Here is a 25,682-nt window from a genome sequence, read left to right as displayed (position 1 = left end):
ACGATCACGTCAAGTCATCATAATTTACGTTTACGTAAACTGCCACACGTCGCATGCCCTCGTCAACCTGGACCATCTCCGAGCTCGCCCGCGAGTTCGACGTCACGCCCCGCACGATCCGCTTCTACGAAGACCAGGGGATCGTCAGCCCGGCGCGCGAGGGCCGCAACCGCATCTTCGGACCGCGCGACCGCACGCGCCTGAAGCTGGCCTTGCGCGGCAAGCGGCTGGGCCTGCAACTGTCCGAGATCCTGACGCTCATCGACATGTACGACGGGCCCGGCGACACCGACGTGCAGTTGCGCCAGTACCTGGCCGTGCTGGAACAGCATCGCGTCACGCTCGAGCAGCAGCGCCGCGACATCGACGACACCCTGCAGGAAATCAGCGAGCAGGAACGCCAGTGCCGCGTCCTCTTGGCGCAGAAGCCGTAGTTCGCATGGCCGTTTTTCAAACCATAGGGCTCTTCGTCCTGACCGCGCTCGCGGAAATCATCGGCTGCTATCTTCCCTATCTGTGGCTGCGCAAGGGCCATTCCATCTGGCTGCTGGCGCCCGCCGCGGTGAGCCTGGCGCTGTTCGCCTGGCTGCTGACCCTGCACCCCACGGCGTCGGGCCGGGTCTATGCCGCGTACGGCGGCGTCTACATCGGCATGGCGCTGCTATGGCTGTGGGCGGTGGACGGGGTGCGTCCCAGCGCGAGCGACTGGATCGGCGTGGGCCTGTGCATCGCCGGCATGCTGGTGATCATGTTCGGGCCGCGCGGGACGTGATCCGGGCCGTCTGACCGGCACAAACGAAAAAGCGCGCGTACCCTTGAAGGGCCGCGCGCTTTTTGTTGCGGGGCGCTCATTTCTGCCCCGCCGATCACTCCGCCTTGATGTTGCCGTCCTTGATTAGACGGGCGTTGTTCGTGAACTCGGCCTGCACCTGCTTGGCAAAGGCCTCGCCCGACGCCGTGCCCGGCTGCAGGAACGACTTGGCCAGCAGCTCCTGAAACTCGGCGCTGGCCACCGCCTTGGTCAACGCCGCCTGCAACGGCTGCGACACCGTGGGCGGCAGGTTGGCCGGCGCGAAGATGCCGAAGTTCGAGTAGTACTGCGCCTGCGGCAGCTTCAGCTCGGCCATCGTCGGCACATCCGGCCACGCGGCCAGACGCTGCGGCGCCATCACCGCCAGCGGCTTGAGCGCGCCATTGGCCACGTGCGGCAGCACGACGTCGCTGTTGACCACCAGCAGTTCCACCACGCCGCCCAGGCCGTCGGTCAGCGCCTGGCTGTTGCCGCGATACGGCACGTGCAGCATCTTGGTGCCGGTCTGCGCGGTGACCGCCGCCATGCCGATATGCGCGACCGTGCCCTGGCCCGGCGTGCCATAGCGTACGCCTTCGGGATGCGACTTGGCGTATTCCACCAGGCCCGCAAAATCCTTCACCGGCAACGCCTTGGTCGCCACGATGGCCACCGGCGCCACGGCCACGCTGGCCACCGGCGTCAGGTCCTTCATCGGGTCGTAATTGGTCTTGGCCAGATGCGGAAAGATCGTCAGCGGGCTGGTGGAGGCCAGCAGCAGCGTGGTGCCGTCCGGCTGCGCGCGCGCCACGTAGTCGGTGCCCACCGACGCGCCCGCGCCCGGCTTGTTCTCGACGATGACCGTGATGTTCGCTTCCTTGCGCAACGCGTCGCCCAGACGCCGCGCGATCGCATCGGCGCTGCCGCCGGCGGTGTAGGGCACGACTACGGTGACGGGCTTGGCCGGCCAGCTCTGCGCCATCGCGCCGCTCGCCATGATTGCCAGGGCCGCCCCCGCGGCCTTGGTCAGCAATGTCTTCTTTTTCATATCGTCCTGGTGATGTTGCGTAGCACTGCGTTGGTGAAACGGATTGCGGTAAAGCCCATCAAGCGAGGTAGCGTTGCGCCAAGCGAACCCAGTACGACGCCCCCGCCGGAATCAAGGAATCATTGAAGTCATAGCTGGCGTTGTGCAGCATGCACGGGCCCAGACCGTGGCCCGCCATGCGGTGTTCGCCGTCGCCATTGCCCAGGAACACGTAGCATCCGGGCTTTTCCTGCAGCAGGAAGGCAAAGTCTTCCGATGCCATGGCCGGTTCGATGGTGAGTGCGCGATCCTCGCCCACGACCTCGCGCATCACGCCCATGCAGAATTCGGTCTCGGCCACGGTATTGACCAGCGCCGGGTAGCGACGCTCGAAGTACACCTCGGCTTCGCAGCCGTGCGCCGCGGCAATGCTGGGTGCGATCTCCTGCATGCGCCGTTCGATCAAATCCACCACATCGGTGCTGTACGCGCGCACCGACCCGCCCAGCCACGCGGTATTGGGAATCACGTTGATGACGCTGCCGCCCGCCTGCACCTGCGTGATCGACAGCACCGCCGCATCCAGCGGACGCTTGCTGCGCGTCAGGATCGTCTGCAGCGACTGGCCGATGGCAAAGAGCGCCGGCACCGGATCGTTGCAGTCCTGCGGCGCGGCGGCGTGGCCGCCCTTGCCCTTGACCGTGATCTTGAAGCCGTTGGCCGCCGCCATCATGGGACCGGCACAGACGCCGAACGCGCCGGCCGGCAATCCCGGCCAGTTATGCATGCCAAACACGGCCTCGCACGGAAAGCGCGTGAACAGGCCATCCTGGATCATCGCCCGGCCGCCCGCACCGCCTTCCTCGGCCGGCTGAAAGCACAGGTAGACCGTGCCGTCGAAGCCGCCCGCGGTCTGCAAATGCTGCGCCGCAGCCAGCAGCATTGCGGTATGGCCGTCGTGGCCGCAGCCGTGCATCTTGCCGTCGTGGCGCGAGCGATGCTCGAACTGGTTTTCTTCCTGCATGGGCAGCGCATCCATGTCGGCGCGCAGCATGATGGCCCGGTCCGACGTGCCCCGCTTGATCACGCCCACCACGCCCGTCTTGGCAATGCCCGTGTGCGTTTCGATGCCCCAGCCGCGCAGCGTATCGGCCACCACCTTGGCCGTGCGGTGCTCTTCGTAGCAAAGCTCCGGGTGCATGTGGATGTCGCGGCGCAACGCCACGATGTCGTCCAGGTTGGATAGTTCGAGCACAGCAGACTCCATCGGATATTTCAGGATTAAAGGGTCATATCAAGTATTGCCCATCGTCACCGCCGCAACGGCGCGCAGGGCGCTAGGGATAACCCTTATCCAATTTACGTTTACGTAAACGTAATATTTGCACTGCATCATTGCGCAGCGCCGGACGATCGGCGCATCATGGATCACCCCCGCGACGGCGGCCAAGACACGCCCGCGCAGATCCATGAATGTAAGCACCTACTATCACGGAGACACTGATGAATCTTCCCGGCCTGAACTTCGACCTGGGCGAAGACCTGGACATGCTGCGCGACGCCGTACGCAACTTCGCGCAGGCCGAGATCGCGCCGCGCGCCGCGGAAGTCGATCGCAGCGACCAGTTCCCGATGGACTTGTGGCGCAAATTCGGAGACCTCGGCGTGCTGGGCATGACCGCCGACGAGGAATACGGCGGCGCCAACATGGGTTACCTGGCCCACATGGTCGTCATGGAAGAAATCTCCCGCGCCAGCGCCTCCATCGGCCTGTCGTACGGCGCGCACTCCAACCTGTGCGTGAACCAGATCAACCGCAACGGCACGGCGGCCCAGAAGGCCAAGTACCTGCCCAAGCTGATCTCCGGCGAACACGTCGGCGCGCTGGCCATGAGCGAGCCGGGCGCCGGGTCCGACGTCGTCAGCATGAAGCTGCGCGCGGAAAAGAAGGGCGACCGCTACGTGCTGAACGGCACCAAGATGTGGATCACCAATGGCCCGGACGCCGACACCCTTGTCGTCTACGCCAAGACCGACCCCGAAGCCCACCAGCGCGGCATCACCGCCTTCCTGGTCGAAAAGGGCTTCAAGGGTTTTTCCGTCGCGCAGAAGCTGGACAAGCTGGGCATGCGCGGCAGCCACACCGGCGAGCTGGTGTTCCAGGACTGCGAGATCCCCGAGGAAAACGTGCTGGGCCAGGTCAACGGCGGCGTGAAGGTGCTGATGAGCGGCCTGGACTATGAACGCGCGGTGCTGTCCGGCGGCCCGCTGGGCATCATGCAGGCCGTGATGGACGTGGTGGTGCCTTACATCCACGACCGCAAGCAGTTCGGCCAGGCCATCGGCGAATTCCAGCTCATCCAGGGCAAGGTCGCCGACCTGTACACCACGCTGCAAGCCAGCCGCGCCTTCTGCTATCAGGTGGGCAAGAACCTGGACAAACTGGGGTCCGACCACGTGCGCCAGGTGCGCAAGGACTGCGCCGCGCTCATTCTGTACACCGCCGAAAAGGCCACCTGGATGGCGGGCGAGGGCGTGCAGATCCTGGGCGGCAACGGCTACATCAACGAATACCCGGTCGGCCGCCTGTGGCGCGACGCCAAGCTGTACGAAATTGGCGCCGGCACCAGCGAAATCCGGCGCATGCTGATCGGCCGCGAACTCTTCAACGAAACCGCCTGAAGCCTTATCCACAGCCCTCGCCATGATCCGCACGTCCGACATCCAGCACATCGAGCAGGCTCCCGCGCCGGGACCCTCGCCGCTGGAGGTCGCGCGCCTGATCCTGGCCGGCTTTGACCGGCACTACGCGCTGTTCCGCTACAGCGCGCAGCGCGCCAAGGCGCTGTTTGAATCCGGCGACTGGCACGGCATCCAGCACCTGTCGCGCGAACGCATCGAGTACTACGACATGCGCGTGCGCGAATGCGCCACGCAACTGGAAGGCGTGCTGCGCGGCCGGCCAGAGGGTGCGGTCGGCGGCACGGGCAACGGCGCCGAGCACGCCGCCAAGAACGGCAACGGCGCCGCCGCCCCGTCCCTGACCGACGCGCAGACGGCGTACTGGCAGCAGATCAAGCAGGAGTTCGTCGGCCTCTTGGGCGAACACCGCCAGCCCGAATGCGCCGAGACCTTCTTCAACTCGGTCTCGTGCCGGCTGCTGCACCGCGACTACTTCCACAACGATTTCCTGTTCGTCAGGCCGGCGGTCGCCACCGACTACCTGGACAGCAGCGTGCCGTCCTACCGCGTGTACTACCCGGTGACCGACGGCCTGGAAAAAAGCCTGATCCGCATGGTGGCCGACTTCGGTCTGGCGCTGCCTTTTGAAGACCTGCCGCGCGACACCCGCCTGCTGGCGCGCGCCGCCGTCTCCAAGCTGCGCGCGGTGCTGCCGCGCCACGTCGGCCGGCGCATCGCCACCGACTGCCAGCTCCACGCGCTGGGGTCGCTGTTCTTTCGCAACAAGGGCGCGTACATCGTCGGCCGCCTGATCAACCAGACCACCGTCTATCCCTTTGCCATCGCGCTGACGCGCAATCCGGCGGGGCAGGTGACGCTGGACGCGCTGCTGCTGGGCGCGGACGACCTGAGCACGCTGTTCAGCTTTACCCGCGCGTATTTCCTGGTGGACATGGAAACGCCCGCGGCCGTGGTGAATTTTCTGTCGAGCCTGTTGCCGCGCAAGCCCAAGGCCGAGCTCTACACCATGATCGGCCTGCAAAAGCAGGGCAAGACGCTGTTCTACCGCGACTTCCTGCACCACCTGGCCCACTCGCGCGACGCCTTCGACATCGCGCCCGGCATCAAGGGCATGGTGATGTGCGTGTTCACGCTGCCGTCCTATCCGTACGTGTTCAAGCTCATCAAGGACCGCATCGACAAGGACGGCATGGACCACGCCACCGTGCGGCGCAAGTATCAGATGGTCAAGCTGCACGACCGCGTGGGCCGCATGGCCGACACCTGGGAATATTCACAGGTCGCCCTGCCGCGCGCCCGCTTTGCGCCCGCGCTGCTGGACGAACTGCGGCGCCTGGTGCCCAGCCTTATCGAGGAAACCGGCGACACCGTCGTCATCCGCCACGTCTACATCGAACGCCGGATGACGCCGCTGAACCTGTATCTGCAGCAGGCGCCGGACGCGCTGCTGGACCACGCCGTGCGCGAATACGGGGACGCCATCCGGCAACTGGCCGCGGCCAACATCTTCCCCGGCGACATGCTTTACAAGAATTTCGGCGTCACGCGCCTGGGCCGCGTCGTCTTTTATGACTACGACGAAATCCAGCGCATGACCGAGATGAACTTCCGGCGCATCCCGCCGGCCCCGAACGAAGAAGCGGAGATGGCTTCCGAACCCTGGTACGCCATCGGCCCGAACGACGTCTTCCCCGAGGAATTCGGCCGCTTCCTGCTGGGCGACGCGCGCGTGCGCGGCGCCTTCATGCGTCACCATGCCGACCTGCTGGAACCGGACTGGTGGCAGGCCTGCCGCGCCCACGTGGCGCAAGGCCGGATCGAAGAATTTTTCCCTTACGATAAGGACAGACGCCTGCGTGCAGACCGCCCTTCAAACGGCAACGCGGTGTTGTAACCCAATCGCTGTCCCGACCCTCACAGGAGCAAGTCATGTCAGATCCCATCGTCATCGTTTCCGTCGCCCGCACGCCCATGGGCGGCATGCTGGGCAACCTGTCCGGCCTGGCCGCGCACGAGCTGGGCTCGGTCGCCATCAAGGCCGCCGTCGAACGCGCCGGCATCAAACCCGAGCAGGTCGACGAAGTCATCATGGGCAACGTGCTGCAAGCCGGCCAGGGCCAGGCGCCCGCCCGTCAGGCCGCGCTGGGCGCCGGCCTGCCGCTGGGCGTGGCGTGCACCACCATCCACAAGGTTTGCGGCTCGGGCCTGAAGGCCGCGATGTTCGGTCATGATCTGCTGGCCTCGGGCAGCGCCGAGATCGTCGTCGCCGGCGGCCAGGAAAGCATGAGCAACGCACCCTACCTGCTGCTCAAGGGCCGCCAGGGCTACCGCTACGGCCACAACACCGTGTACGACCACATGGCGCTGGACGGCCTGGAAGACGCCTACGACAAGGGCAAAGCCATGGGCGTGTTCGCCGAGGACTGCGCCTCCAAGTACTCGTTCACGCGCGAACAGCAGGACGCGTTCTCGCTGGAATCGCTGCGCCGCGCGCGCGCCGCTTCGGAAGACGGCAGCTTCAAGTGGGAAATCGCCCCCGTCACCGTGGCTGGCCGCAAGGGCGACACCGTGATCGACACCGACGAAGCGCCCACCAAGGCCATGCCGGAAAAGATCCCGACGCTCAAGCCCGCGTTCAAGAAGGACGGCACTGTCACCGCCGCGAACTCGTCGTCGATCTCCGACGGCGCCGCCGCCATGGTGCTGATGCGCGCGTCCACCGCCGAAAAGCTCGGCGTCAAACCGCTGGCCCGCATCGTCGCGCACTCGCAGCACTCGCAGGAACCCAACTGGTTCACCACCGCCCCCGTCGGCGCGCTGAAGAACCTGTTCAACAAGACCGGCTGGAAGGCCGAGGACGTGGACCTGTACGAGATCAACGAAGCCTTCGCAGTGGTCACCATGGCCGCCATGACCGACTTCAAGCTCTCGCCTGAAAAGGTCAACATCCACGGCGGCGCCACCGCGCTGGGCCACCCGATCGGCGCCTCCGGCGCACGCCTGATGGCCACTCTGATCGGCGCCCTGCGCAAGACCGGCGGCAAGCGCGGCGTGGCCACGCTGTGCATCGGCGGCGGCGAAGCCGTCGCGATGGCTATCGAAATGGTCTAAGCAGCTGCCTGCTTGAGGTGCGGGCTTCGGCCCGTTCCTTGAGCAGGATTCCGCTGCGCCTTTCTGGCATGGCAACCACCGCGACGGGTCGGTCGCGGGCCAAGCAGGAAAGGCGCAACGAAATCCTGATTTTTCCAATCGACAAGAATGCCCGGCCCACCGGGCAGCGAGACAACCCGCTCACACCGAGCGCCTTCAAATTCCAATCAAGCAGGACGGGTGGTACCCCATGCCCATCATCGAATCCCGCATCAATCCGCGGTCGCAGGACTACATCGACAACGCCAGCGCCATGCAGGCGCAACTGGACGATCTGAACCAGCAACTGGCGCAGACGGCCTTGGGCGGCAGCGAATCCGCTCGCGCCAAGCACACGGCGCGCGGCAAGCTCCTGCCGCGCGACCGCGTGGAGAACCTGATCGATCCGGGCACCCCGTTCCTGGAACTGTCGCCGATGGCGGCGCACGGCATGTATGACGGCGACGCGCCCGGCGCGGGCGTCATCACCGGCATCGGTCGCGTGTCCGGCACCGAGTGCGTCATCGTCTGCAACGACGCCACGGTCAAGGGCGGCACCTACTATCCGATGACGGTCAAAAAGCACTTGCGCGCGCAAGAGATCGCCGCGCAGAACAACCTGCCGTGCGTGTATCTGGTGGACTCGGGCGGCGCCAACCTGCCGCAGCAGGACGAGGTCTTTCCCGACCGCGACCACTTCGGCCGCATCTTCTACAACCAGGCGCAGATGTCGGCGCAAGGCATCGCGCAGATCGCCGTGGTGATGGGTTCGTGCACCGCCGGCGGCGCCTATGTGCCCGCCATGAGCGACGAGTCCATCATCGTGCGCAACCAGGGCACCATCTTTCTGGGCGGCCCGCCGCTGGTCAAGGCCGCCACCGGCGAAGAAGTCAGCGCCGAAGACCTGGGCGGCGGCGACGTGCACACGCGCCTGTCCGGCGTGGTCGACCACCTGGCCGCCAACGACATGCACGCGCTGCAACTGGCTCGCAATGCGGTAGCGCGCCTGAACCGCAAAAAGCCGCAGCCGCTGGCCACGATTCCCGTGCGCGAGCCGCGCTTCGATCCCAGCGAACTGAACGGCATCATTCCCGCCGACACCCGCAAGCCCTACGACGTGCGCGAAGTCATCGCGCGCATCGTCGACGGCTCCGAGTTCGACGAGTTCAAGGCGCGCTTCGGCCCCACGCTGGTCACCGGCTTTGCGCACATCCACGGCATGCCCGTCGGCATCGTCGCCAACAACGGCATCCTGTTCTCCGAGTCCGCGCAGAAGGGCGCGCACTTCATCGAACTGTGCGCGCAACGCAAGATCCCGCTGGTCTTCCTGCAGAACATCACCGGCTTCATGGTCGGCCGCAAGTACGAAAACGAAGGCATCGCGCGCCACGGCGCCAAGATGGTGACGGCCGTCGCCACCGCCAACGTGCCCAAGTTCACCGTCCTGATCGGCGGCTCGTTCGGCGCCGGCAACTACGGCATGTGCGGCCGCGCCTATTCGCCGCGCATGCTCTTCATGTGGCCCAACGCCCGCATCTCCGTCATGGGCGGCGAGCAGGCGGCAAGCGTGCTGGCGACGGTGAAGCGCGACGGCATCGAAGCGCGCGGCGGGCAATGGTCGGCGGATGAAGAGACGGCGTTCAAGGCCCCGATCCGCGACCAGTACGAGCGCGAAGGCCATCCGTATTACGCCACTGCGCGGTTGTGGGATGACGGCATCATCGCCCCCGCCGACACGCGCCGCGTGCTGGGACTGGCGTTGTCCGCCGCGCTGAACGCGCCGATTGAAGACACCAAGTTCGGTGTCTTCCGGATGTAGGTCGCACGCATAGGCCGCACCCCACTTCTACGCGCTTCGCGCCCTTTCCGAACACTTCAGCTTGGATAACGCAATGTTCGATACTGTGCTGATTGCCAACCGCGGCGAAATCGCCTGCCGCGTCGCCGCCACCGCCCGCCGCATGGGCCTGCGCACCGTCGCCGTCTATTCCGACGCGGACGCCAACTCGCGCCACGTCGCCGCCTGCGACCAGGCCGTCTACATCGGCGGCTCCGAGCCGCGCGCCAGCTACCTGCGCGCCGACGCCATCCTGCAGGCCGCGCGCGACACCGGCGCCGGCGCCATCCATCCCGGCTACGGCTTCCTGTCCGAGAACGAGGCCTTCGCTCAAGCCGCGCAAGATGCCGGCATCGCCTTCGTCGGCCCGCCCGCATCGGCCATCGCCGCCATGGGCAGCAAGTCCGCCGCCAAGACCCTCATGGAAAAGGCCGGTGTGCCGCTCGTGCCCGGCTATCACGGCGACAACCAGGACCCGCAGTTCCTCAAAACGCAGGCCGACGCCATCGGCTATCCCGTCCTCATCAAGGCCAGCGCGGGCGGCGGCGGCAAGGGCATGCGCATCGTCGAATCCTCCGGCGCGTTCCTCGACGCACTGGCCTCGTGCCAGCGCGAAGCCGCCTCCAGCTTTGGCGACGACCGCGTCCTGATCGAACGCTATCTGCAAAAGCCGCGCCACATCGAAATCCAGGTGTTCGCCGACACGCACGGCAACTGCGTGTACCTCTTCGAGCGCGACTGCTCCGTGCAGCGCCGCCACCAGAAGGTCATCGAAGAAGCCCCCGCCCCCGGCATAACCGAAGAACGCCGCCGCGCCATGGGCGAAGCCGCCGTCTCTGCCGCGCGCGCCGTCGGCTACGTGGGCGCGGGCACGGTGGAATTCATCGCCGAGCCCGACGGCCGCTTCTACTTCATGGAAATGAACACGCGCCTGCAGGTCGAGCACCCGGTCACCGAAATGATCACCGGCCACGACCTCGTCGAATGGCAACTGCGCGTCGCCGCCGGCCAGCCGCTGCCCGCGCGCCAGGAAGACCTGCGCATCAACGGCCACGCCATCGAGGCCCGCATCTACGCCGAGAACCCCGAGAAGGGCTTTCTGCCGTCCATCGGCACGCTCGCCTACCTGGGGCTGCCGCCGCACACCGCGTTTGCCAACGGCGACATCCGCGTCGACGGCGGCGTGCGCATGGGCGACACCATCACCCCGTTCTACGACCCGATGATCGCCAAGCTCATCGTGCACGGCGCCGACCGCGATCAGGCCCGCGCCCGCATGCTGCAAGCGCTGGCGCAGACGCAGGCTGTCGGTGTGCAGACCAACGTCGCCTTCCTGGCGCGGTTGATGAAGGACAGCGCCTTTGCGGCCGCTGATCTGGACACCGGCCTCATCGAGCGCCAACGCGCCACGCTGCTGCCCGACCCGCAACCTGCCGACGCCGACGCGCTGGCGCTGGCCACCGCCGCCGTGCTGGTTCGCCAAGGCCTTGCCCAACCGGGCGCGCAAGGTGCAGGCAAAGGCCCCGCCGACCCGTGGGACGCGCGCGACGGCTGGCGCTTGGGCGGCCAGTATCGGCGGCAACTGCAATGGACCGACAACGGCGAAGCTCGTCACGTCACCGTCGCCCGTCAGGGCGGCGCGTGGACACTGGACACCGGCGACGGCGCGCGCCCCTTCCTGTGGCGTTCACACGCCAGCGCCAACCCCAACCTGGCCTATGGCCTGCGCATCACGCTGCAAGGCCATGAAAGCGCCGGCACCGTCGTCCTGCACGGCGACCGCGCCTACGTCTTCCGCGAAGACGGCTCGCACGTCCTGGAGCTGTATGACGCGCTGACGCATTCGCAGGACACGCAGGGCGACCACGGCGCGGGTCTGGCCGCGCCCATGCCCGGCAAGATCATCTCGATCTCGGTCAAGGCGGGCGACAAAGTCGAAAAGGGCCAGCCGCTGCTCGTGATGGAAGCGATGAAGATGGAACACACCATTTCTGCCACGGCGGACGGTACGGTGGGGGAAGTGTTCTACGGGGTGGGGGATCAGGTGACCGAAGGCGCCGAACTGGTGTCGATCGAGTAACGGCCGGTTGAGAACGTACCCGACGGCTTCCGGCGGTATCGCCGGGAGCCGTTTTGCTTTGCGCCACGCCGTGACCCCAGCCCTCACCGCTACGCCTCAATGCGACACGCGATCGGCGCCTCAAAAGGCCCGTCCGGCCGCGCGCTGGCGCTTCTGGTCCCGGTTTAGCTGTCCGTCAGCGCCCCTCGCCTAGAATCGGCGCTTCCCCCCGCGCCACGCCCACCATGTCCGCCGCCGACACGCCCAGTCCGCTTTCCCGTCCGCCGTTCCTGCATTTCCTCTGCGGCCGCGTCGCCGCATCGCTGGCATTCCAGATCGTCTCCGTCGCCGTGGGCTGGCAGATCTACGCGCTGTCCGGCAGCGCGCTCGACCTCGGCCTCATCGGCCTTGCCCAGTTCCTCCCGATGGCCGCACTCACGCTCGTCGTCGGCCACGTCGCCGACCGCTACGACCGCCGCAAGATCGTCGCCATCTGCATGGCGCTCGAAGCCCTGGCCACGCTGGTCCTCGCCATCGCCGCGCTGCACGGCGTCGGCGGCAAGACGCTCATTTACGCCACCATCATCATCATGAGCTCGGCCCGCGCCTTCGAAGCGCCGACCCTCTCCACGCTCATCCCCGCCGTCGTCCCCCGCGAATGGCTCCCGCGCGCCACCGCGCTGTCCTCCTCCGGCGGTCAGATCGCCCAGATCGCCGGCCCCGCGCTCGGCGGCGTTGGCTACAGCCTCGGGGCAGGGTGGATCTACTGCGTCGCCGCCGCGTTGTATCTGACGGCCTTCATCGCCATTGCCACCCTCGTCATCGAACGCGCGCCGCCGCGCAAAGAGCCCACGACGTGGCACACGCTGTTTGGCGGCATCACCTTCATATTCCAGCGCCGGTTGCTGCTGGGCACGCTGTCGCTGGACCTCTTTGCGGTGCTGCTGGGCGGGGCGACTGCGCTGCTGCCGATCTTTGCGAAGGACATTCTCAATGCGGGGCCGTGGGCGCTTGGTGCTTTGCGTGCGGCGCCTGCCTGCGGCGCGGCGTTGATGTCATTGACGCTGGCGCGATTGAGCCTCGGTGAGAACGTTGGCCGGCTGCTGTTCGGCTCGCTGATCGTGTTCGGCTTGGCGACCACGGTGTTTGGACTGTCGACCTCGATACCGCTCTCGATCGCCGCACTGGTCGTGCTGGGCGCGGCCGACGCCGTCAGCGTTGTCGTGCGGTCATCGCTGGTGCAGTTGAATACGCCCGACCACATGCTGGGGCGGGTCAGCGCGGTGAACACCTTGTTTATCGGCGCGTCGAATCAGCTTGGGGAGTTTGAGTCTGGGCTCACCGCACAGTTTTTCGGTGCGGTGCCCGCCGTGGTGATTGGCGGGGTGGGGACGATTGCGGTCGCAGCGCTTTGGATGCGGTGGTTTCCGGAGTTGAGGCGGCTTCGGACGTTGAATGGGAATGAGGTGGCGCAGACCTAGGCGCTATTTCCAGCTTTCCTTACTCATCTCAAACCGATTAGGTGCCCCAGCCGCCGGTTCGAAATAGTACTTAGGTTCCCGATAAACCAGCTCCTTCAACGCGGCATCCAGCTTCGGCAGCTGGAAACTGGCAGCACTACGCGCCTTCCGAAAATCCTCGACGCTGGCGGGCAGACGTTCGAGCGTCATCGATTCCAGCAAACACACCCATTCCCGGGCCAACACCCCGCACGAATCCTTGACCATGACCGGCTGGTCGTCCGGCAGCTTGAATCCATCCATCAGCACCACGTCGCCCGCCTTCAGCGTGATCGTGGCCAACGGCGTGAAGAGCAGCTCGGTGTCAACGCCCGCAACCGGCACCATCTCCGCCGTGCGTTCGTGGAATGCGCGCTTGGCGTCCTCGACCCAGCGATACTCCCGCGCGGCCTCATTGCAGCCTTCCCCGAAGCGCAACATGACCTGGCAGCCTTCGCCCAGCCCATCCTCGCCGGGTGCAAGCGGCGTCCAGGGTCCTGTCTTCTTGAAGTCGACATCCGCCGTCTCCGTCAGCGTTGCCATGCCCAGATCTTTCTGAAAGTCCATCGACTTGGCGCGCGCGTCCGTGTCCGGCAAGGCCGTCCGCGGCTGGTGATAGGTAATGCGGTTGAGCCGGTATTCGCCGGGCCAGACCGGAATCACCTGATACGTCAATCCGCCGCGCGTCGTCTGAAACATCGGCCCGAGGTCGGCGGCATCGAACTTGTGCTTGCCTTGCCCCACCGTCATCGCGTATCCCTTCTCGGTCACATGCTGCCAATGCAAAAGCGTGCTGCTCTGGCGTGTGAATTGGTCCCGCGTGGCGGCATCATCAAAATCGCGCTGCGGCTGCGCATCGAAATTGACGGTCGGCATCACGACCAGCGCCATATCCTCGCGGGCTTGATCCAGCAGCTTGTCGGTATTCGCGCGATGTCGCTCCCTCAGGGCCGCGGCCTCGGCGTCCAGCGCGCGATCCGTTGGCGACTGTGCCAACACAGCGAGCGGGGCGAACAGGGCAGACATGCATACAAGGGCAACCACGCGGCGAAACAGGGTCATCGGTCTTCGTTCCTCTGTGAGTTCGGGTGTTGAGCAAACAGGCGCCTGCCACCATCGGGCTGAATCCTGCCAGCGCGAAATCGGGCGTGACGGCCAGGGCATCATATCGCGGCAAGTGTCAGGGAATGCGCCAAGCCGCATCGCGCTATTAGCCGCGCCGCACACACGCCCGTGCCCATGCTGCCGCACAGAGTAGACTGGCAGCCTCTCTCAACATTCCGAGTCCCCCTTCATGCTCGTTAAAGCCCTACGTGTCGGCCTGGGTCAAATCATTGTCCTGGGCGACGCACTGACCCGTCCGCGTCCGCAGAAGCGCTCGCCGCAAGGCCAAGCCGCCGTCAACGCGGACGCCGCCGCGCTCTCGCTGTATCAATTCCAGGCCTGCCCCTTCTGCGTGAAGACACGCCGCGCCATGCATCGGCTCAACGTGCCGGTTGCATTGAAGGATGCCAAGCATGATCCCGAAGCACGCGCCGCGTTGCTGGCGGGCGGCGGCAAGGTGAAGGTGCCTTGCTTGCGCATCGAAGACGCCGAGGGCACGCGCTGGATGTACGAGTCAAACGACATCATCGCGTACCTGGAAAAGCGGTTTGCCAACGTCGCCTGATTGAGCCGCACGATCATGATGCCTGCCGTGATTCGGATGACCATTGCGCTATGCGCCACCAGCCTGCTCGCCGCATGCGAACCGTCGCTGCCGCCACCGCCGGCCGGATCCAAGCTCACCGCCGAAACCATCGCAACGCGCGAGGCGCCGGCTAAACATCAGTTCAAGGGCGTGCTCGCTGGAAAACCCATTCATCTGCTTGCGCATAACTGCAAGGTGTATCGGGTCGATCCTGCCGAAGGGGAGAACGTGAGTTGGACGCTGGTGCTGGAAGGCGATTTCTATCCCTTGCCGACGTCGTGCTTGAGTCAATCGCTTACGGAAGAAAAGGGCGGCGTCACGGCGTTTATTGGCCGGCAGGCGCTTGGGGCGGGGGGATGCTGCACGGGCACGCCGGAGTATCGGACGAAGGATGGGGTGACTTGGAAGCCGAATTGAATCCGTGTCACCCCGGCGCTCGGGTCACGGAGGCCATGAAGATTGCCTCGCATGGCCCCATTCCTGATTCAGCGCGATGACACCGAACGACCCCGCGTCATCGATTCCAGCACGCCATCCCGCCGCACCCAGCCATGAAACAACGCCGCGGCCAGATGCAGCAGCACCGTCGCAAACAGCAGGAAGGCCAGATAGCGATGCGCGCCCCGTAGCCAACTGAACAACGCCGCATCCGCAGGCACAATCGGCGGCAACTGCCAACCGCCCGCCACGACCGGATAACCACCCGCCGACAGCATCGCCCAGCCAATCAGCGGCATCGCGAACATCAGCGCGTACAGCAGGACATGAGAAGCCAACGCCGCATGACGCTGCCAGGCCGGCAGATCAACCGGCAACGCAGGCGCACCCTTGAACACGCGCCTGGCCAGCCGTATGCACACCAGCGCCAGCAGCGCCAAGCCCAACGGCTTATGGATCTGCACCAGCCACTGATGCCGCTCGGACACCGACGCCACCATGCCCACACCGATGAACAGCATCGCGAGTATGCCGGCCGCCATCGACCAATGCAGCACGCGTGCGAACAGGCTGAACGTGGCGGGCGGCCGGCGGATTTTAGTAGGCGACGGGTTCATTGGGCGCGCTCCGGTTGGGTGGAATGGGATGGCGCCGCGGCGGCCTGAGGCGGCCCTTCGCCCGTGCGGCGTTCATAAGAGGCCGCATAAGCCGCGGAACGCGCCGCCAGCAGCGGGTCGTCGGACACGGCGATCCCTTGCGGTAATACGGTCGGGTCGTAATTCACGTCGCGGCAGGGGCCGTCGCTTTGCGGCGCGCTGCTTGTGATCACCACGGTGCCGGCATCAATGGTCGGCCGGTCCGCCGGCCACTGGCGAGTTGCGTCGCTGGTGGGATCGCCGGGCTGGCCCAGCGTAAGCAGCAGACGCCAGCGCAACGGCCCTTGCGTCAGTCGCTGTTGCAGGTCGATCTGCAGATAGTCCGCATCGTGTCCCGGCTGCGCCGCCGGCGCCGCCGCCGCGTCCACCGGCGCCAACTGCCAGCGCACCGGCTGCCGCTTTCCGTTCGCGTCGATCAGGTAGAACGCGTTCAGGCCGTAATAGTCTTCGGTGGCGTAACTGGCCGACGGCTTGGCAGTCTTGGCCCACGCGCGGAATGCGCCTGTTTCCGGATGTGCCGCGAAAAACGCCTGCATGCGCCGCGGATCGGGCTTGCCCGTTTTGGGGTCGGGGCGACCGGCCAGCTGCTGATCGTAGAACGCCTGCGGGGTCGACAGCGGGAACACCGGCATGCTGTTCATGCCGGTTCGCCACTGTTCGCCGTTTGCCGACGTGAACATCAAGGCAAAGCTGCGGATCGGAACACTGGAGTCCGACGCGTAGGGATTGCCGCCGGGCAGAGCCAATCGTCCAACCACCGGCGTGCTGCCCGAGGCGAACACCGCAGCGGAGGATAACTCGTGCGCCGCGCCGCTACTTTCAAAGCGGCCGATCACACAGACGCCTTTAGCGTGGTTGCGCCGAAAGCCCTCGTGGATGCCGCTGTTGGCTTCCAGGGCGTTCACGATGCGGTCAGGCGTCAGGCGCTGCGGATCGAGCCAGCCGCCCACGTAGGCGAACGCGGCGCCGGAGGCGAGCACGATGGCGCCGATGGCGGTGAGGCGAAGGAAGGTTTGCGGGGTGGTGAGCGGCCGGGGCTTCAGGGGCCGGTCTTCGGGCGACCGGCCGTCTTGGTGTCCTGCACCCGGCGATTGGCGATTCGGCGGCAGGCGGCCCGGCGGCTGGCTTCCCGGTGGCGTTTGACCCGGCGACGGGCCGTTGCGGTCAGATCCTTGTTGCATAAGGCTCCTTGCCCATGGGGCGATGAATACCCCTGTAGGACGCCGTGCGAAAAAAGTTATTCCGCGATGGAATAAACCCGCCGGGAAGGCGTCTTACTGCATTGGCCTGTAAGCTGGCTACGCAGGCCCTCCCAGGAACCCGCCATGATTCAACCGGTCCGCGTGCCGCCCGACGCGCCGGCATCCCCCGACGACGAGATGCCAACGGAAGAACTCTCCGACGCCGTGCTGCGCCAACTACTGCCGCGCCTGCGGCGTTTTGCGCTGCGCCTCACGCGCGACGCTGTCGCGGCCGACGACCTGGTGCAATCCACCTTGGAAAGAGCGCTCACCCGCTGGCGCGGCCGCCGTCCGCAAGGCGACGTGCGCGCGTGGCTCTTCACCATCCTGTACCGCCAGTTTCTGGACTCTCAACGCCGCTCGCGCCGCTATGCGCGGCTGCTGTCATGGTTTGCCGGCTCCGACGCCGCCGCGCCGTCGGCCGAGCGTGAGGTCATCGCGCGATCTTCCCTGGATGTCTTCGAACGCCTGCCCGAGGCGCAGCGCACGCTGCTGTGGCTGGTCAGCGTGGAAGGCATGAGCTACAAGGCCGTCGCCGATGTTTTAGACGTACCGCTGGGCACCGTCATGTCGCGCCTGTCCCGCGCGCGGAGTGCCTTGCGCGAATTGCATGAGGGGCAGGCCGGCGAGGCTCGTCTAAGGATATTGAAATGAACGAACGCGCTATCGATAATCTGACGCGGAATGCGTATGTGGACGGGCGGTTGGATCCGTCGCAATTGCAGGAGCTGCAGGCGTATTTGCGGGCGCATCCTGATGAGGCACAGGAGCTGGAGGCTTGGCGTCGGGATGCGCAGCGGCTGCGGGAAGGGGCCGGCGGGGATAGTTTGCCGGGTAATCCTGCGTTGGATCCTGCTGCGGTGCGTGCGGGGCTACGCGTTCGCACACGGCGGCGGATGGTGATGGTGGCTAGTCTCGTTGTGGCGGTGGCGATTGGCGGCGTTACGGGATGGAGTGCGCGCGATACGGCCTTGGCGAATCGGGTGCTGCCGATGCAGGATGCGATGCAGGCTTATCGGTTGTTTGCGTCAGCGGATGCGCCGCAGCCGGATGTGCGTGCGGATGCTGGGGATTTGCAGGGGTGGTTGGATGCGTATTTTGCGCATGCCGAGCGGTTGCCGAATTTGAGCGATAGCGGGTTTAGGCCTGTTGCTGCGCGTTTGTTGGCTACCGATCAGGGGCCGGCGGCGCTTGTTATCTATGAGAATGCGGGGCAGCGCGCTACGTTTTATATTCGGCCGCCTGGGCCGGGGGGGCAGTTTCTGGCGCAAGGGAGCCGAAAAGACGGCGAGCTGGTGGCGCGGTATTGGTCGGGGCAGGGTTACAACTATGCGTTGGTGACGGCGGGTGATGTACGCGGTCAGAACATTCAAGTGGGTGAATCGTGACGCCTCGGAGCGATTAACGCCTCAGATCGAGCAAGTTTTCGTGGAATCTAACAGCTCGGGCCCGTCGCACATCGCGGCAGGCCCGAGCCGTTTTTGCGCCTACTGAATCGACGCGGGCGCGTCATGCGTGGGGTCGACGGAATCGGCATCTTGTGCGCACGCTCGTGCCGTTTCCAGCATGGCCTCTGTCATGACGCCCATGTGCTCACACAGTCCTTCCACGCCGCCCAACAACGCGGCAACGGTCCATGCGTCCAGCGGCTGCGCGCCGGTTGCGTCTGGTTCGGAGGCGCTGTTGCCGACAAGGCGGGCGATCGACGCGATGGCATACCGGGCGCGGTCGATGTTGTAGAGGTGGGAGAGGGAAATCAGGCCAAGTTCGGGATTGGAGTCGACGAACCAGGGGTCTTGGGTAAGGGAGTGCTGCGTCATGGACAATCTCCTATAGCGGCGAACAAACCCGCACCCCACTTCCAAATGGGGAGGACGGGCACGAGTCGAGGTTGGAAGACCGGAGCTATAGGACCCGGCGTGCGCAAGCGCACCCCCGCCAAGGCCCGTCCATAGGGACGAACAGAGACGCGCGGACATAAACAAGCCGCCTTAGCGGCGGCTGCCCGCCTATAGCTGACCGGCTTCCAAACCGGACTACCGTTGGTGCGGTAGTGGGGGGAGTATACGGCAGGGAGCTAGGAGGAAAACAACGAGACTGACCGTTTTGGCTCGGTGCGATGATCAACTCCAATGTCAGCTTTCGACCAAGGTGTGAAAACCCTTTGACGCTGCTTCGGTTGTGTAGATAGAGTTTTGGTATCTCGATCCCAGGAGTCGGCATGCCCTGATTCATCGAAGATCCGGACCGGTAGCAGGTAGCGTTGATCCCGGATTGCCTGGATGACTTCATCGCCGATGGCAACCCGGTGCGCATAATCGACGCATTCGTCGACGAGCTCAACCTGGAGTCGCTAGGATTTGAGAAGGCAGCGCCAGCAGCTACCGGCCGCCCGTCGCATCACCCGGCTGTGCTGCTGAAGATCTACACCTAAAGCTGCCTAAATCGGGTCCAGTCCAGTCGTCGACTCGAGCGAGAGTGCCAACGCAACGTCGAACTGATGTGGCTCGTCGGCCGTCTGGCGCCAGAATTTAAGACCCCCGCTGAATTTCGCCGTGACAATGGTTCGGGCATTCGCAACGTTTGTTGGCGCTTTTGTTGCCGTATGCCGAGATCTCAAGCTATTCGGCCAAGCCCTGGTTGCCGCGGATGGAGGCAAGTTCAAGGCAGTAAACACGCGCGACAAGAACTTCACAGCCGCCAAGATAGACAAACGTCAGCAGCAGATTAAAGAGAGCATCCGTCGCTATCCGGCGGCGCTCGACACTGCGGACCGAACGCAATCTGTCGAGCTCGAGGCCCGGACCAACCGGCTCAACGACAAGATCGAGCGCCTGCGCAAGCAAATGCGTGCGCTGGATGACGTCAAGGATAAGCTGAAAGATAGTCCAGACGGTCAACTGTCGGTGACTGCCCCAGATGCCCGCTTGATGGCTACCAGTGGCCGGGGCTTGGGGATAGTCGGCTACAACAATCAGATGGTTGTCGAAGCCTAGCACCATCTGATCGTCGCGCACGAAGTGACGAACCGAGGACATGACTGGGGTTCATTGGCATCGATGGCACAAGCCGCGCGGGAGCCGATGGGCAAGAAGCGACTGCGTGCGATTGTCGATCGCGGCTACTACAGCGCGCCTCAGATCAAGGCGCGTCCAGAGACCGGTATTGATGCGATCTTGCCCAAGCCGACCACTTCCAATGCCAAGGCCGAAGGCCGCTTCGACCGTTCGGACTTCATATACAACGCGAAGGACGATGAGTACCAGTGCCCTGTCGGCGAGCGCGCCATCCAGCGGTTTACGCGGGAGGAGAATGGCCTTCAATTGCGGCGCTATTGGAGTAGTGCCTGCCCGCAACGCGCTTTGAAGGAGCGATGCACACCTAGCGCGTATCGGCGCATCAGTCGAAGGGAACAAGAGGCCGTGCTTGAGGCGGCGCGGCGCCGTCTAGACCGAATGCCAGAAGCGATGAAGTACAGCGGCGCACGGTGGAACATGTGTTCGGCACGTTCAAGCATTGGACGGGCTATACACACTTGCTAACTCGTCGCTTGGGCAATGTGAACACGGAAATAAGCTTGATGTACTGGCCTATGACCCCAAGCGGGTTATGCGCATCCTAGGCTTCCAACCAACGATGAAAGCCATGCTGTCGATGGGAAGCTGAGCTCTTCATGCGACCATTGACGCGCTTCAAATCCCTATCGCACCGCTCAAACGGCCTTCAGGAAGGCTCGTGTCAAGAAATCGAAGTGAAGACCGCCTAAGTTGCGGCGGTCCGGGCGCATGCGCTGTAGTCGTTAGAGTTAATGGAGTTTCCACATAGCCTCGACCCTAACCAGTCGTACTGGCCTAATGTCCCAACGCAGTCGGCCTGCTCAATGCCAGCACATTCTGTTACACTTTTCACATTCCAGTCTTTGGCCCAAAGTGGTCTCTACGCAATTCAAATTGACTTGGATTTCACAATAAACGAAGAGGTAGGAGAAAATGGGCTTCGGCGAAGATTTGCTGTTTGAAAACGAAGTGCGAAGAATTGCTCGAGCACGATGGCCCCAGGCTCAGTTTGATGGGGCGACTATTAGGGGCGGAAAGGAGCGCGACGGAGTTTTTGAAACAGACGACGTAGTCCACTACGTCGAGGCCACAACGTCTCGTCGGGCAGATAAGGCCAAAGACGATACGAAGAAAATCTTCGGCGCAATGGCTGAGCAACAAAGATCTGGTTCCATGAAAGGCGCAGTGGGTTGGTTTGTGACAAAAGAAGAGCCTACCGCAGATCAACGGGAGGAGGTCAAGATCCACGGAAAACAGCAAGTAAAGGCAGTATCTTTCTCACAGTTTCAGCAGGCATTGGTTGACGTCCCCGCTTATTTTGATCGTCGGGAAAATCACATGTTTGGGAGCGTGTTAGACCCGGTAACGCAGACGATAAAACCTTCTGTCAACTACATTCCGCTCGATCTACTTAATCTGGAAAGCGGAGAGCAACTGAGTATTGACTCAATCGCCTCCAGCCTAGCAAACGGCGGAAGTTTTACGATTCTCGGTGATTACGGCGCCGGCAAGAGCATGACGTTGCGCCAACTGTATTTCGCGTTGCGTGACAAATACAGAGCAGGGGGGACACCTCAGTTCCCGCTCTATATAAATCTCAGGGAGCACTCGGGCCAGGACGACCCTTCGGAATTGCTTGAACGTCATGCAAGACGAATCGGTTACGAAAAGCCTTACAGCTTGGTGAGCGCGTGGCGGGCGGGCTTTGCGATACTCATAATTGATGGGTTTGATGAGATCACAACACTTGGCATATCCTCAGCAAGATCAAAGCTAAAAGAAGCAAGAAGACGGTCGCTTGAAGCCACTAGAAAGCTAATTGAACAAACCCCTGCATCGACTGGGTTTATTGTTGCAGGTCGAGACCATTTCTTTAGCACCCCACAGGAAAGAAAAAGCGCTCTCGGAATTAGATCCGACACAATTACAATAGCAGTTGGAGAGTTCACGAGAAAGCAGATCCAACAATATCTAGAGAGAGTTTCCGGAAAAAATATTCCGTTTCCAGCATGGCTTCCCACACGTCCACTTCTTGTGGCGTACATTGCGACGAGAGGACTCCTTGATAATAACGGAATACTCGCCGATTCAATAGATTCAACCGACGGCTGGCATTATCTTCTTGACCAGATTTTTGATCGGGAATCAAAAATTAGCCCGAATCTGGACGGTCAGACTCTTAGACGTATTCTCGAACGGCTGTCGACTGTTGCTAGGGCTTCCGTAGACGGACTTGGGCCTCTCACACAACAACAAATTCGAAACTCGTACATTCAAATTTGCGACTCAGAGCCTGATGAGCAAGCCAACTTATTGCTGCAGCGATTGCCGGGCCTAGGGGTTTATCGCGACGAAGATGACTCCAGAACTTTTGTAGATTTAGAGTTAGCAGAGGTCTGTCGAGCAAGGGATGTTACGGATTTCATTGTTAACCCATATGGAATGCTTCAAGATGACGGATGGCGCTCGGCAGTTTCGCTTGCATCAGCTTTCGTAGGCCAAACGGCTGTCACGAGAATTTGTCGAAATCTCAAACTGATCCCCCATTTTTCTAAAGCATCTATTGACAGCGCTTTTGATTCCACATCGGACATCGGAGATATTGGCAGCTTGAGAGCCGATATTGCTGCTTTATGTATTGAATATCCGTACGCGCCAAAGGCTGCTACCAATATTGAAGGCGAAATATTTGAAAACTACGTGCTTACATGCTGGTCATCTGACGTCGACTTCTCTAACTTAATGTTCAAGGATTGCCTGCTTGAGACTATAGAGCTATCTGAATCAAGCCAAGATAACCTGCTGCCTAGATTTCAAAGTTGCGTCCTAATGTCGATCAAGGGGCGCTCTAACAAAGCGGATCTTCCGATAGACAAATTTGATGATAAATGCACATACGAGAACTTTTCGGATTCATCAAACACTCAGGCAGCAATTTTGAGCTCCGCTTTAAGTCGCGGAGAAAAAGTGGTGCTCACAATTTTACGAAAACTCTTTGTCCAAAGCCTAAGCGGCCGTGCAGAATCAGCCTTGTTTAGAGGGCTTGACTTGAATGATCGTCAGCTTATACCCGAGGCGATAAAGTTGCTTCAAAACCACGGCCTCATAGTTCTTTATAACCGTGGCGATGGAAACGTATGGATTCCGGTTCGAAAAGAGATAAATAGGGCACGGAAGATTCTTGCAACCCCTAATGCTTGTGATGACCCCGCCATGTCAGAGGCCAAGACATTAGGGAGGTAGCTAACGTTCATTTTGAGCAACGATGCTCAATTGGCGATTCATCGTAGAGGCAAAAAGCAGAGGAGCACTCAGGTTCTTCCTGTCCGCTTTTTGTCCTTTACGCGCTTCGCCCTCCGTCACCGGTCAACTTGAGCGCTGAGCAGCCTTTTTTCGCTGCGGCCACGGTCTGTTTCTGGCCGGCAAGCGACCGCCCGCGGTCCGGGATGCATCAAACCTCTGTATGTTCAGCCATCTCAAGAGCATCATTGACCTCGATGCCAAGGTAGCGACTGTGCTTCCCAGCTTCGTAAAATAGGCCCCGTTTCGGCGCGATACTAAGAATGTCGACCTAAGGCGAAAAAAAATGGACCTCGATCTGAACACAATCCCTCCGGCAATATTTTTGCTTATAACTGAGGTCGCTCTAAAGTCGTCTGGCCCGCCTGAAGCGTTGGCTAATCTTAAAAGGCTGCTGCCAGAGCTTAAGGCACAGAGCCGCTTTTATCAGGAGAAGAGCATAAGTGACTCTCCTCCCTCTGGACTTCCCACAGATCTAAGGATATTTGCAGATGGCGCGCTCAATTTATTTGATGAACGAATCGGGTGTGCAGACTTAATATGTCGCGTCGGGGCGGCAAAGAGGTTCGTGCGCAGCTTGGGACTGTTGGGCGATACCGTCTGGATAACGGATTATCTTACCGAACAGTTTGTAGATGATGACGTACTAGACGACGCGCGGCTTCAGAAGGTCTTGGAAGATATGCTGGTTTTAGCCGAACTGTTTCCGCTAATTCTTGGCGGCGTTATAAAATTTCGGTCCCCCTGGAAACCCGTGTGTGGTGGATGCCTGCCAATTTTTGAGGAGCGCGTCAGCAGTATTACCGATCAACTAATTGAGGAATATTCGTCGGAGTTTACTGTAGAGAATACGGAAAATGGTTTAAGCCTCAGCACGGGAAGTGTCTATTCTCCGCAATTGATTCTTCGCGTTCGTCCCGCAAAGTGGTTAGGAGCATATCGAACTCCGCTGCCGCAAGAAGTAATTCGGCGCGTGCTTTATACGGCGGTACGCTCCGCGCTTTGGTCGAGCAGTGAAGCGTCAGTAGGAAATGGAGTGGTTTTCTCGAACTCAAAGCTTGGGATGACAGCTCTAGCTCGTCAGGAGGGCTGGGTGCGAGACCGTCGGGACGTGCGGGTCTTCGACGAGCGCCGCAATGTCAACCTCCCGTGGGTCAGCGAATTGAACGCAGAGCAAATACTTCAGCTTAGAATGGAAGCATCTCGAGCCTTGCCGGCCTTGCGTGAGTTAATGTCTCGCCACCTTTCATTCTCTGAGATCAATGGGGCCAATGAAGCGGATATAGTCGGCGAACTGCGGGAACAGGCGGTAGAGGTCCGGAACGAACTTGATGCGACGAAAAAACATGCTGCGAGGTACTGGAAGGTTGCCTATGCCACCCTCGGGCTAGGAATATCTGCATATGGGCTTGGAAGTGGTCAGGTCGCGGCCTCTCTTGGCGGGCTACTTCCCATCCTGCAATTATTAATTCAGCACGAAACCACCACAGGACATCAGCTTGGAAAGGCGCGTCATAGACCCGGTTACGTGCTCCTGAAAGCAAGTGAACTATTGCAGCATACTCATAAATAAATGCTAGCTGCGAGTGCAGCCGAACCCGACGCGACCAGCTGTCGCGAACGGCTGGCACCACAGTTAAGCTGGTTGTGGCCGCAGTGAGTACCCGAGGTTCGTATTGACCGCTCCCGGCCGAAAGCTGACCTTACTGATAACCATTACGAAACTGAAATTCGTCTACAACCGCTGCCACCATCCCGATGACGTCCCACGCACCGATGCCCGGCCCGAAACCGCTCCGCGTCGGGAAACCTCTCCTGCTGTTAAATCCACAGGTTCATCTTCGGGTTCGGATTCAACAGCCTGAAATCCCTCTTCCCCCATCCCGGGAATTGAGACACACACAGTGCGCAGATTCAGGTTGCCAGCCCGCGCATCCGATAGTGCAGCAAAGCCTTCCGCAATCTCGGCATACAAATTCCTCGTCTTCATCGTCGATACTTCTTTGCGCGTTCGCCCATGGCCTAGAGCGCGTTGTGCGAAATGAATCGTTCATTCAGCGGCTCAGTGAGTTGCTCATTATGGTGAGTCACTCCTCAACGATGAATTCTGTAGGCCCAATATCAGACAACGTAACAGAACTGCCCGGTCATCAACTCGTCCGTTTTTGATGCGCACCCCCATTTGATTCAATCCTCGCGACGTTGCCAGCAAGTCACGCCTCATCCCCACCCCGTTTCGCCATCCACACCGTCGCCC

20 protein-coding genes and 1 pseudogene are annotated in these 25,682 nt (G+C 62.3%); 15 read left to right on the top strand and 6 right to left on the bottom strand.

Features of this window, described 5'->3' with window-relative positions:
* The first annotated feature begins 53 nt into the window (after positions 1–53).
* Together AC6LJW_RS00105 and AC6LJW_RS00100 are read left to right on the top strand one after the other, a co-directional pair.
* A complete protein-coding gene (locus AC6LJW_RS00105; RefSeq protein ID WP_056565761.1) occupies positions 54–434 on the top strand; it encodes a MerR family transcriptional regulator in 381 nt (126 codons plus the stop codon).
* A gap of 5 nt (positions 435–439) precedes the next feature.
* On the top strand, positions 440–772 hold the full coding sequence (locus AC6LJW_RS00100; RefSeq protein WP_056565764.1) for a YnfA family protein: 333 nt from the start codon (positions 440–442) through the stop codon (positions 770–772).
* Positions 773–866: 94 nt separating this feature from the next.
* On the opposite strand, the gene AC6LJW_RS00095 is transcribed toward AC6LJW_RS00100, so the two are convergent.
* A complete protein-coding gene (locus AC6LJW_RS00095) occupies positions 867–1,838 on the bottom strand; it encodes a Bug family tripartite tricarboxylate transporter substrate binding protein (protein ID WP_056565767.1) in 972 nt (323 codons plus the stop codon).
* A 58-nt stretch (positions 1,839–1,896) separates the two neighbouring features.
* Positions 1,897–3,072, bottom strand: a complete 1,176-nt coding sequence (locus tag AC6LJW_RS00090; RefSeq protein ID WP_082578974.1) for a M20 aminoacylase family protein — start codon at positions 3,070–3,072, stop codon at positions 1,897–1,899.
* 248 nt (positions 3,073–3,320) lie between these two features.
* Between AC6LJW_RS00090 and AC6LJW_RS00085 the strand changes: the two genes are divergently transcribed.
* The 6 genes from AC6LJW_RS00085 (at position 3,321) to AC6LJW_RS00060 (ending at position 13,026) form a co-directional block, all read left to right on the top strand.
* Positions 3,321–4,499, top strand: a complete 1,179-nt coding sequence (locus tag AC6LJW_RS00085) for an isovaleryl-CoA dehydrogenase (protein WP_056565773.1) — start codon at positions 3,321–3,323, stop codon at positions 4,497–4,499.
* 22 nt (positions 4,500–4,521) lie between these two features.
* Positions 4,522–6,414 carry a bifunctional isocitrate dehydrogenase kinase/phosphatase gene (gene aceK / locus AC6LJW_RS00080; RefSeq protein ID WP_498086139.1) on the top strand — a complete coding sequence of 631 codons (1,893 nt, stop codon included), beginning with the start codon at positions 4,522–4,524 and terminating at the stop codon, positions 6,412–6,414.
* Between the two features lie 35 nt (positions 6,415–6,449).
* Positions 6,450–7,631 (top strand): acetyl-CoA C-acetyltransferase, encoded by a 1,182-nt coding sequence (locus tag AC6LJW_RS00075; RefSeq protein ID WP_056565778.1) that lies wholly within the window; start codon positions 6,450–6,452, stop codon positions 7,629–7,631.
* Positions 7,632–7,860: 229 nt separating this feature from the next.
* Positions 7,861–9,468: a carboxyl transferase domain-containing protein gene (locus tag AC6LJW_RS00070; protein WP_175137021.1), complete on the top strand. Its 1,608-nt coding sequence runs from the start codon at positions 7,861–7,863 to the stop codon at positions 9,466–9,468.
* A 73-nt stretch (positions 9,469–9,541) separates the two neighbouring features.
* A complete protein-coding gene (locus tag AC6LJW_RS00065) occupies positions 9,542–11,566 on the top strand; it encodes an acetyl/propionyl/methylcrotonyl-CoA carboxylase subunit alpha (RefSeq protein WP_498086138.1) in 2,025 nt (674 codons plus the stop codon).
* 224 nt (positions 11,567–11,790) lie between these two features.
* Positions 11,791–13,026: an MFS transporter gene (locus AC6LJW_RS00060; RefSeq protein ID WP_498086137.1), complete on the top strand. Its 1,236-nt coding sequence runs from the start codon at positions 11,791–11,793 to the stop codon at positions 13,024–13,026.
* Positions 13,027–13,029: 3 nt separating this feature from the next.
* On the opposite strand, the gene AC6LJW_RS00055 is transcribed toward AC6LJW_RS00060, so the two are convergent.
* Positions 13,030–14,106 (bottom strand): hypothetical protein, encoded by a 1,077-nt coding sequence (locus AC6LJW_RS00055; protein WP_498086136.1) that lies wholly within the window; start codon positions 14,104–14,106, stop codon positions 13,030–13,032.
* A gap of 232 nt (positions 14,107–14,338) precedes the next feature.
* Here AC6LJW_RS00055 and AC6LJW_RS00050 point away from each other — a divergent pair, with 232 nt between their 5' ends.
* Positions 14,339–14,713, top strand: a complete 375-nt coding sequence (locus AC6LJW_RS00050; protein ID WP_056565791.1) for a glutaredoxin family protein — start codon at positions 14,339–14,341, stop codon at positions 14,711–14,713.
* Between the two features lie 15 nt (positions 14,714–14,728).
* Positions 14,729–15,151 carry a hypothetical protein gene (locus tag AC6LJW_RS00045; protein ID WP_056566977.1) on the top strand — a complete coding sequence of 141 codons (423 nt, stop codon included), beginning with the start codon at positions 14,729–14,731 and terminating at the stop codon, positions 15,149–15,151.
* A 68-nt stretch (positions 15,152–15,219) separates the two neighbouring features.
* On the opposite strand, the gene AC6LJW_RS00040 is transcribed toward AC6LJW_RS00045, so the two are convergent.
* Together AC6LJW_RS00040 and AC6LJW_RS00035 are read right to left on the bottom strand one after the other, a co-directional pair.
* Positions 15,220–15,789: a cytochrome b gene (locus AC6LJW_RS00040; protein ID WP_498086135.1), complete on the bottom strand. Its 570-nt coding sequence runs from the start codon at positions 15,787–15,789 to the stop codon at positions 15,220–15,222.
* Complete coding sequence (locus AC6LJW_RS00035) at positions 15,786–16,871, bottom strand: catalase family peroxidase (RefSeq protein WP_498086219.1); 1,086 nt, start codon at positions 16,869–16,871, stop codon at positions 15,786–15,788. Before AC6LJW_RS00035 ends, AC6LJW_RS00040 begins: the two co-directional genes overlap by 4 nt.
* A 336-nt stretch (positions 16,872–17,207) precedes the next feature.
* Here AC6LJW_RS00035 and AC6LJW_RS00030 point away from each other — a divergent pair, with 336 nt between their 5' ends.
* Together AC6LJW_RS00030 and AC6LJW_RS00025 are read left to right on the top strand one after the other, a co-directional pair.
* Positions 17,208–17,723 carry a sigma-70 family RNA polymerase sigma factor gene (locus AC6LJW_RS00030; RefSeq protein ID WP_205736559.1) on the top strand — a complete coding sequence of 172 codons (516 nt, stop codon included), beginning with the start codon at positions 17,208–17,210 and terminating at the stop codon, positions 17,721–17,723.
* Entirely contained in the window at positions 17,720–18,457 is a 738-nt protein-coding gene (locus tag AC6LJW_RS00025; RefSeq protein ID WP_498086134.1) for an anti-sigma factor family protein, read from the top strand. Before AC6LJW_RS00030 ends, AC6LJW_RS00025 begins: the two co-directional genes overlap by 4 nt.
* 99 nt (positions 18,458–18,556) lie before the next feature.
* On the opposite strand, the gene AC6LJW_RS00020 is transcribed toward AC6LJW_RS00025, so the two are convergent.
* Positions 18,557–18,889: a hypothetical protein gene (locus AC6LJW_RS00020; protein WP_498086133.1), complete on the bottom strand. Its 333-nt coding sequence runs from the start codon at positions 18,887–18,889 to the stop codon at positions 18,557–18,559.
* 443 nt (positions 18,890–19,332) lie between these two features.
* Here AC6LJW_RS00020 and AC6LJW_RS00015 point away from each other — a divergent pair.
* From AC6LJW_RS00015 to AC6LJW_RS00005, 3 genes and pseudogenes are all read left to right on the top strand, one after another.
* Positions 19,333–20,735 (top strand): annotated as a pseudogene (locus AC6LJW_RS00015) (IS1182 family transposase).
* Between the two features lie 323 nt (positions 20,736–21,058).
* Entirely contained in the window at positions 21,059–23,368 is a 2,310-nt protein-coding gene (locus AC6LJW_RS00010) for an NACHT domain-containing protein (RefSeq protein ID WP_498086132.1), read from the top strand.
* A gap of 343 nt (positions 23,369–23,711) precedes the next feature.
* On the top strand, positions 23,712–24,998 hold the full coding sequence (locus AC6LJW_RS00005) for a hypothetical protein (protein WP_498086131.1): 1,287 nt from the start codon (positions 23,712–23,714) through the stop codon (positions 24,996–24,998).
* The last annotated feature ends 684 nt before the right edge of the window (positions 24,999–25,682 follow it).

Source organism: Achromobacter sp. 1012554356 (genome assembly GCF_059760815.1).
Note: the sequence above shows the minus strand (reverse complement) of the source record. Positions and strands in the feature narration are given on the sequence as shown.

What these genes read in the sequence shown, in the direction of transcription:
- AC6LJW_RS00105 (WP_056565761.1), top strand. Translation starts at nt 54, where the DNA reads ATGCCCTCGTCAACCTGGACCATCTCCGAGCTCGCCCGCGAGTTCGAC.
- AC6LJW_RS00100 (WP_056565764.1), top strand. Translation starts at nt 440, where the DNA reads ATGGCCGTTTTTCAAACCATAGGGCTCTTCGTCCTGACCGCGCTCGCG.
- AC6LJW_RS00095 (WP_056565767.1), bottom strand. Translation starts at nt 1,838, where the DNA reads ATGAAAAAGAAGACATTGCTGACCAAGGCCGCGGGGGCGGCCCTGGCA.
- AC6LJW_RS00085 (WP_056565773.1), top strand. Translation starts at nt 3,321, where the DNA reads ATGAATCTTCCCGGCCTGAACTTCGACCTGGGCGAAGACCTGGACATG.
- aceK (WP_498086139.1), top strand. Translation starts at nt 4,522, where the DNA reads ATGATCCGCACGTCCGACATCCAGCACATCGAGCAGGCTCCCGCGCCG.
- AC6LJW_RS00075 (WP_056565778.1), top strand. Translation starts at nt 6,450, where the DNA reads ATGTCAGATCCCATCGTCATCGTTTCCGTCGCCCGCACGCCCATGGGC.
- AC6LJW_RS00070 (WP_175137021.1), top strand. Translation starts at nt 7,861, where the DNA reads ATGCCCATCATCGAATCCCGCATCAATCCGCGGTCGCAGGACTACATC.
- AC6LJW_RS00065 (WP_498086138.1), top strand. Translation starts at nt 9,542, where the DNA reads ATGTTCGATACTGTGCTGATTGCCAACCGCGGCGAAATCGCCTGCCGC.
- AC6LJW_RS00060 (WP_498086137.1), top strand. Translation starts at nt 11,791, where the DNA reads ATGTCCGCCGCCGACACGCCCAGTCCGCTTTCCCGTCCGCCGTTCCTG.
- AC6LJW_RS00055 (WP_498086136.1), bottom strand. Translation starts at nt 14,106, where the DNA reads ATGACCCTGTTTCGCCGCGTGGTTGCCCTTGTATGCATGTCTGCCCTG.
- AC6LJW_RS00050 (WP_056565791.1), top strand. Translation starts at nt 14,339, where the DNA reads ATGCTCGTTAAAGCCCTACGTGTCGGCCTGGGTCAAATCATTGTCCTG.
- AC6LJW_RS00045 (WP_056566977.1), top strand. Translation starts at nt 14,729, where the DNA reads ATGATGCCTGCCGTGATTCGGATGACCATTGCGCTATGCGCCACCAGC.
- AC6LJW_RS00040 (WP_498086135.1), bottom strand. Translation starts at nt 15,789, where the DNA reads ATGAACCCGTCGCCTACTAAAATCCGCCGGCCGCCCGCCACGTTCAGC.
- AC6LJW_RS00030 (WP_205736559.1), top strand. Translation starts at nt 17,208, where the DNA reads ATGCCAACGGAAGAACTCTCCGACGCCGTGCTGCGCCAACTACTGCCG.
- AC6LJW_RS00025 (WP_498086134.1), top strand. Translation starts at nt 17,720, where the DNA reads ATGAACGAACGCGCTATCGATAATCTGACGCGGAATGCGTATGTGGAC.
- AC6LJW_RS00020 (WP_498086133.1), bottom strand. Translation starts at nt 18,889, where the DNA reads ATGACGCAGCACTCCCTTACCCAAGACCCCTGGTTCGTCGACTCCAAT.
- AC6LJW_RS00010 (WP_498086132.1), top strand. Translation starts at nt 21,059, where the DNA reads ATGGGCTTCGGCGAAGATTTGCTGTTTGAAAACGAAGTGCGAAGAATT.
- AC6LJW_RS00005 (WP_498086131.1), top strand. Translation starts at nt 23,712, where the DNA reads ATGGACCTCGATCTGAACACAATCCCTCCGGCAATATTTTTGCTTATA.